The organism is Desulfoscipio geothermicus DSM 3669 (assembly GCF_900115975.1).
Classification (GTDB): Bacteria; Bacillota; Desulfotomaculia; order Desulfotomaculales; family Desulfallaceae; genus Desulfoscipio; species Desulfoscipio geothermicus.
Genome location: NZ_FOYM01000059.1, coordinates 1 through 5,603 on the forward strand (window position 1 = coordinate 1; position 5,603 = coordinate 5,603).

General features: G+C 43.7%; 10 protein-coding genes and 2 pseudogenes. 7 read left to right on the plus strand and 5 right to left on the minus strand.

What is annotated here, in order from left to right; genetic code table 11:
* A pseudogene (locus BM299_RS19795) lies at positions 1-204 on the minus strand (IS1380 family transposase); the annotation flags it as partial.
* 171 nt (positions 205-375) lie between these two features.
* Positions 376-1,056 (minus strand): 4Fe-4S dicluster domain-containing protein, encoded by a 681-nt coding sequence (locus tag BM299_RS18405; protein ID WP_092487916.1) that lies wholly within the window; start codon positions 1,054-1,056, stop codon positions 376-378.
* A gap of 102 nt (positions 1,057-1,158) precedes the next feature.
* Here BM299_RS18405 and BM299_RS18410 point away from each other — a divergent pair, with 102 nt between their 5' ends.
* The gene (locus BM299_RS18410; protein WP_245779862.1) at positions 1,159-1,569 is read left to right on the plus strand and encodes a cyclic nucleotide-binding domain-containing protein; all 411 of its coding nucleotides are present in this window, start codon (positions 1,159-1,161) and stop codon (positions 1,567-1,569) included.
* A 65-nt stretch (positions 1,570-1,634) separates the two neighbouring features.
* Here the strand turns inward: BM299_RS18410 and BM299_RS18415 are convergent.
* A pseudogene (locus BM299_RS18415) lies at positions 1,635-1,919 on the minus strand (IS21 family transposase); the annotation flags it as partial.
* Positions 1,920-2,018: 99 nt separating this feature from the next.
* On the opposite strand from BM299_RS18415, the gene BM299_RS18420 reads away from it, so the two are divergent.
* A complete protein-coding gene (locus BM299_RS18420; protein ID WP_092487921.1) occupies positions 2,019-2,318 on the plus strand; it encodes a hypothetical protein in 300 nt (99 codons plus the stop codon).
* Positions 2,315-2,503 (plus strand): type I restriction enzyme endonuclease domain-containing protein, encoded by a 189-nt coding sequence (locus BM299_RS18425; protein WP_245779863.1) that lies wholly within the window; start codon positions 2,315-2,317, stop codon positions 2,501-2,503. Before BM299_RS18420 ends, BM299_RS18425 begins: the two co-directional genes overlap by 4 nt.
* Before the next feature lie 74 nt (positions 2,504-2,577).
* Here BM299_RS18425 and BM299_RS18430 read toward each other — a convergent pair whose 3' ends face one another.
* Together BM299_RS18430 and BM299_RS18435 are read right to left on the minus strand one after the other, a co-directional pair.
* Positions 2,578-2,841, minus strand: a complete 264-nt coding sequence (locus tag BM299_RS18430; RefSeq protein ID WP_092487923.1) for a CopG family antitoxin — start codon at positions 2,839-2,841, stop codon at positions 2,578-2,580.
* Entirely contained in the window at positions 2,841-3,128 is a 288-nt protein-coding gene (locus BM299_RS18435) for a BrnT family toxin (RefSeq protein ID WP_092487926.1), read from the minus strand. Before BM299_RS18435 ends, BM299_RS18430 begins: the two co-directional genes overlap by 1 nt.
* A 1,010-nt stretch (positions 3,129-4,138) precedes the next feature.
* Here BM299_RS18435 and BM299_RS19610 point away from each other — a divergent pair.
* The 4 genes from BM299_RS19610 to BM299_RS18450 all read left to right on the plus strand — a co-directional run.
* The gene (locus BM299_RS19610; protein WP_165608442.1) at positions 4,139-4,303 is read left to right on the plus strand and encodes a hypothetical protein; all 165 of its coding nucleotides are present in this window, start codon (positions 4,139-4,141) and stop codon (positions 4,301-4,303) included.
* 3 nt (positions 4,304-4,306) lie between these two features.
* Positions 4,307-4,774 (plus strand): PIN domain-containing protein, encoded by a 468-nt coding sequence (locus BM299_RS18440; protein WP_092487929.1) that lies wholly within the window; start codon positions 4,307-4,309, stop codon positions 4,772-4,774.
* A 262-nt stretch (positions 4,775-5,036) separates the two neighbouring features.
* Complete coding sequence (locus BM299_RS18445) at positions 5,037-5,228, plus strand: toprim domain-containing protein (protein ID WP_092487932.1); 192 nt, start codon at positions 5,037-5,039, stop codon at positions 5,226-5,228.
* On the plus strand, positions 5,200-5,603 hold a 404-nt coding region (locus BM299_RS18450; protein ID WP_281246399.1), incomplete at its 3' end, for a topoisomerase C-terminal repeat-containing protein. The genes BM299_RS18445 and BM299_RS18450, both read left to right, overlap by 29 nt.

Below are 5,603 nucleotides of genomic sequence, written 5' to 3' on the forward strand. Positions count from 1 at the left end.
ATCGAAGTCGCTTTTTCCCTGGCATAATAAGCCAATGTATGAAGTAGCCACATCACCATGTGATATATTTGGTGTATATACACCTGGTATTCTTGATTTATCAAGTCGCTTTTTTAGGTCGGTTTTAGCAATAAGAGCACCTACAAATGTAAGCCCGGAATGAGTAGTAAGGTATTCGTTAGATTGTTCTATGACGAATTTCACGTGTGCACCCCACAGGTGAAATATTAGTATCTTAATTATCTTAGCGTATCTTTATTATACTAAATATTTCACCTGTTATGGGCGGTTTTCTAATATTTAGTTCACGGATTCAGGTTATAGCATAAAAAAATATGGGCATTGGTGCAGTAAAACAGTTTACACAAATTTAAATCATTTTTGTGCACATGCCTTAACGCACAGGCCGCAGCGCTTGCCGGCGCTGGTTACAAACATATAATGGGCGCATTTTTCCTTATTAATAGTCCAGCCGGTTTGCGGGGAGTAACTTTTTTCCCAATCATCCAAAGCGCCGGATGGGCATTCCCGCACGCATTTTAAACACTGGTGACAAACAGAGATAATCAGCGGCTCGTCGTAATCCAGCGGGGCGGTGGTAACTACACTGGCCAGCCGCACCCGGGCCTGGTGATCGGGCGTGAGGAGCAGGTTGTTGATTCCAAAGCTGCCCAGGCCGCACAGTACGGCTGAATGCTTGTGGGACAGGTCTCCCTTCAAGCGCGGGTAATCGCCGATGGCGGCTTCCGGTCCAAAGGCCACGCTTTCGTATCCGCCTGACTCCAAAAAGCGTGCTATTTTGTGGGCCGTCTGCAGTAAAAACTGGTTGACGGCTTCAAATTCCACCATGTACTGATTTCTGGTTACGGGAAGGTTGTTCAAAGGCCCGTCGTTCAGCTTGTAGGCAAATGTGACGACGCTTTTCGCAGCTGGCAGGAAATCCCCGGGCCGGTGGCCGGGTGGCGCCAGGTGGTAACGCTCAACGGGGGCGGTGCCGATGGCTGTTATGCCCAGATCGTGGGCATATTTTTTAAGTTTTTCAGTCATTCCGGTCATTGGTGAATCATCCTCCTTTAAGATAAAATGATACATAAGATTATATAGCTATTTAATTATTTCAGCTGTTAAAAAATTTACAATGGGTGGGAGATTGTTCCAATGGAAAATCGCCGTCTTTGTTTGAAGGACTTGCCTTTATTTGAGTGCGTGGAACAGCAGGTTTTCAGCCAGGTTTGCCGTAAAGCTGCGGTGAAAAAACATTACCGGCGCGGGGATATTTTATTTCACCAGGGGGATCCCGCTGATACTTTGTTTTTGATTAAAGAGGGGAGTTTTAAATTGGTGCGGGTGAATGAAGAGGGGAAAGAGGTTATTCTACAGGTGGTCGGCAAGGGTGAGGTGCTGGGGGAGGCGACCCTGTTCAGAGAGGGTACGCAGCCGACTTCCGCCATAGCTTTGGAAACTGCCCGGGTTTGCTCGCTCAGCCGCCGGCATCTGGAATATATTATCAGGGAGTCGCCGGACTTGGCCATGCAGGTTATTTTAAGTCTGGGCAACCGGGTTGAATAAACTCGAAGCCTTTATGCAAGACGGGCGATTGGAGAAAAGGAAAGGTGGGGTTTATTTGACGCTTACCCCAATACAGCTACGAAGATTTGCGCCTGCCGGATTTCACCGGTAATGCGGTCAACCACAGGTACGGTCTGGCCGGCATAATCAATAAACAGCTTTTCTCCCGCACGGTATGTCTGTCGCATGGTAATGTCAAGGGTGCCGCACCACCGGTGGTAAAGATCGCAAAACTGGCTGTATTGATAACCGTCGGGATAGTTTTGTTTGTATTCCTGCCACAGCAGTTGGAGCGTGACGCCCTTGCGGCGCAGTTCACGGTGAATCCACTCCATGTCGGGCTGGAGGCGGGCACCGAATGATGGAAAACAGGGTTATTTATAGGATTTTTACTAAATGGAATAGACCATGCTCTTGAGCTTTGTGATGCCTCCAAAGGGATTGATTTGATGTTAACTATTGATGCTGAACCACAAGTTAATATTATGGGGTTCGAATTAGAAGAAAAAATAAAGAAATTGCGCAATAGCAATGTGGCAATAAGCGTATTTGGCCCAGAAGAACTTAAAAATAAGTGGCGCAAATTGGTAATTCGGGATTCATTAGCAGATATCATAAAGGGAAAAGATTCAGAAGAAAAGCAAGTTAACGCAATCCATAATCGCTTAAAAGAATGGTGTGTAATTTTATTTAGCGATGGTAAACTGGATGAGGCATTTGATAAAACATTTTATGAGCCTGTTCGGTGAGGTCGGGCAAGGTCGACGGCGTCGAACAGCCGGAAGACAGGCAGTCTCGTTCCTTTGCCGAGATGTTAGAGAAGACTTTGCGCGCATATCATAACCGCACTATTGAAGCAGCTCAGGTTATTGCCGAACTTATTGAACTGGCGAAAAAGATGCGGGAGGCGCATAAGCGAGGAGGGGAATTGTAATAAACTATAGACGCCTAATAACCGCAAGTCTGGAGCTAAAAAATTACCCCCGAAATCCGGGGGTTTTGCGTTAGTTAAACACTACGCAGCTGTTCCTTAATCCAATGAGTAATCAAATCAGTTAACCCGACACCTTTTTTATTGGCGAGCATACGCAGGCGTTTCATATCTTCTTTTTCCAGGTCGAGGGAGACCACCAGGTTATTTCTTTTGACGAACTTTACATCTCTGGCCACTTCAAGATCATCAGCAAAGTCGGCCAAGGAGTGTATTTCCCAAAATTCACGGGCTTCTTCGATTGTTTTAAAATCGGGAATATTATGCTTTGATTTTGTCATTATGGAAATCTCCTTTTGTAATATTTTCTTTCAGCCTGGTCCATGTCGCGGGCGGTAATCACCATTGCCCGGCCCTGCTTAAAATATATGAATACAACAAAAAGGTAACGACCGGTATCGGTTTGGCCGAGAGCATAATAAGTGGGGTTAATTCCTTTGGTAGCTTGTTTGTTTTTAATAATAAGAGGACGACCAAAACAAACCTCCTCGACTTCTTCCGGCGTAACATCGTGTTTGGCAATATGCTCAATGATATCCTCGTTCCAAATAAATTGAGAAATTTCCAACAGATATCACCACTTTTGTTGCATACAGTTTTTACCACTTCTCTAATGCTTATTCTAACATGCAGTGGAATTGAAATCAATGCATTATATTTTGATTTTTGTAAACCGACCAACTTCCGCATAGAGGCCCTGTATTTGTTTTTCATAACCGGTTCTTATGGTATCCAGGCTCTTGGGTTAATCCAGTAAAAAGCTGCGGCAGACCTTCAAGAGCTACTTTTTTCAGCGGTTCAGTTGGTTGGTGTGTATTCCTTTTTCAGAAGAAATCTGTGATGGTGATTTTTCTTCCTTGAGAACCGGCGAATACACCAAGCAGAACGGGCGCACCTACAGGTGCGGCAACACCGCCTACGGGTACACCGACATACATTGCGATGTGGTAGGATCACGCGGTGTATTGACAAGTTCGTAAACGGGAGGTTCACCAAAGGCCGTAGGCTGCCGTAGTAAGTGGAATACATGCGGTTGAAGGTACTGACACCGAAAAAAACGGCCAAACGTATCTACGACGAGTAGTAATCGCTCATAGACTGGGCCTCCCAGTGACAGCCGGGATGTAGCTTACGAGGAAATCGTAAGACCTGCTTTTAGCAGGCAGTGTTCCAATGACATGGGAATATTCCGTGGAGAAGCTCCGGGCTTATCCCCGGAGGTGGTTTACAATGTATTGTTAATTATGTAACCTATTATAATAAAACAATTATAACATGTGATACAGATTCGTACTTAAATCCACCCGGCCAAAAGCCGGGTTATCGTGTTTTTAAAGAATTATTCACCGGGAAGATGTGCATTATGTTAAAAATGTGCAGCAAGCAGGGTAGGAAAGCTATCCGTTAATTAAGAGGCGAATTTTATCTTGCTGCCGGCAGTTTGGCTTTACGGTATTTACGATGCTTATAAAGTTGAAAACAGCTTAAATGAACTGTCTAAGCGGGCGCAAATAAATTGACAATAATACAAAGATAGTGAGATAATCTTTAAAATGTAACTTGAAAGGTGGGAGTAAGATGAAGTTATCTAAATCAACTACATCTAAAAACAGTAATATCAAGGTAATCGCAAAAACATTATCACCTATAAAAGCATTGCGAAGAAAGCGCCGTTTAAAGGCGGCAAAAGCCCTTTTGGGAATGTGGGCAACAAAAGACACATCTTTTTTTGATAAGAGGTAAATAATGGACGGTGCGCTTCTGGATACTAATATTCTCGTTGATTGGTTAAGGTGGCATAGAAGTTCCCGACCCAAAACGGACGAGCGAAGATTTAATTCCCAATCCGCTAAAGAATTAATCGAAGATTTTATTATTAATGATAAAGATATATTCATTTCCTGCCATACCTTAAAAGAGTTATTACAGTATCCAAATATATCTGAACAAGAAGAATCCAGGATTAATACCCTATTACCACAATTTGCAAAGGTTCTGTCAACAACCCCTGAAGTTGCTAGAACAGCGGGTTACCTTTCCAGACGATCTGTTGAATATAGAGAACATAACATTGAAGACTGTTATATAGCCGCAACAGCAATAACATATAAATTGCCATTATATACACGCAATCCCGGCGATTTTAAGTACATCCCGCATCCGGATTTAGAGATCGTAATTCCATATCAGTACCAACCGGAAAAAGCATATTAGTTCAGCAAATAAGGCACATGACGGCCTTTTTTTATTTTCAGAGGGTGAAAAAGGGAACCAAAATATTTGTTTGCATATCTAAAATATAGAGTGGAAAATAATTCAACATTATGTTAATGGATTGGCCGTTCAGTAAACGTGATATCAAACGGCTATTCGGAGTGAATGCGCGCGCTAGAGATGAACTTAAAGAGTACAGAAATGGTTGGTGGCAAGTTTGGTGAGGTTCAAGATTTTACTTGCCGGGAGATGACATAATCAAATGAAAAGCCTGATTTTAGCCGAAAAACCATCGGTGGCTCGGGACCTGGCCGGAGCGCTTGGACAATTCAAAAATAAAGACGGTTACCTGGAAAATGACAAATACGTTGTAACATGGGCCGTCGGCCATTTAGTTGAACTGGCCGACCCGGAAGATTATGATCTTGCAAGCAAATCAAGATCCCCTGGGTAAATGCCCTATTTGCGGGAAAGAAGTCATCGAGGGCAATAAAGGTTACGGCTGCAGCGGTTACAAAGAAGGCTGCAAGTTCGTGATCTGGAAGGAGATCGCCGAGAAAAAGATCACCCCGGCACAAGCCAAAGTATTGCTGGCAAAAGGTAAAACCGGTATCATCAAAGGCTTTAAATCAAAGAAAGGCAACAAATTTGACGCAGTATTGCAGCTGAAAGACGGCAAAGTGGAATTCTGGTTTGACAATGATAACACAAAACAAGCTATAGGAAAATGCCCTTTATGCGGTAAAGACATCACCGAGTCGGCCAAAGGGTACGGTTGTATCGGCTATAAAGAAGGCTGCAAATTCGTGATCTGGAAAGAGATTGCCGG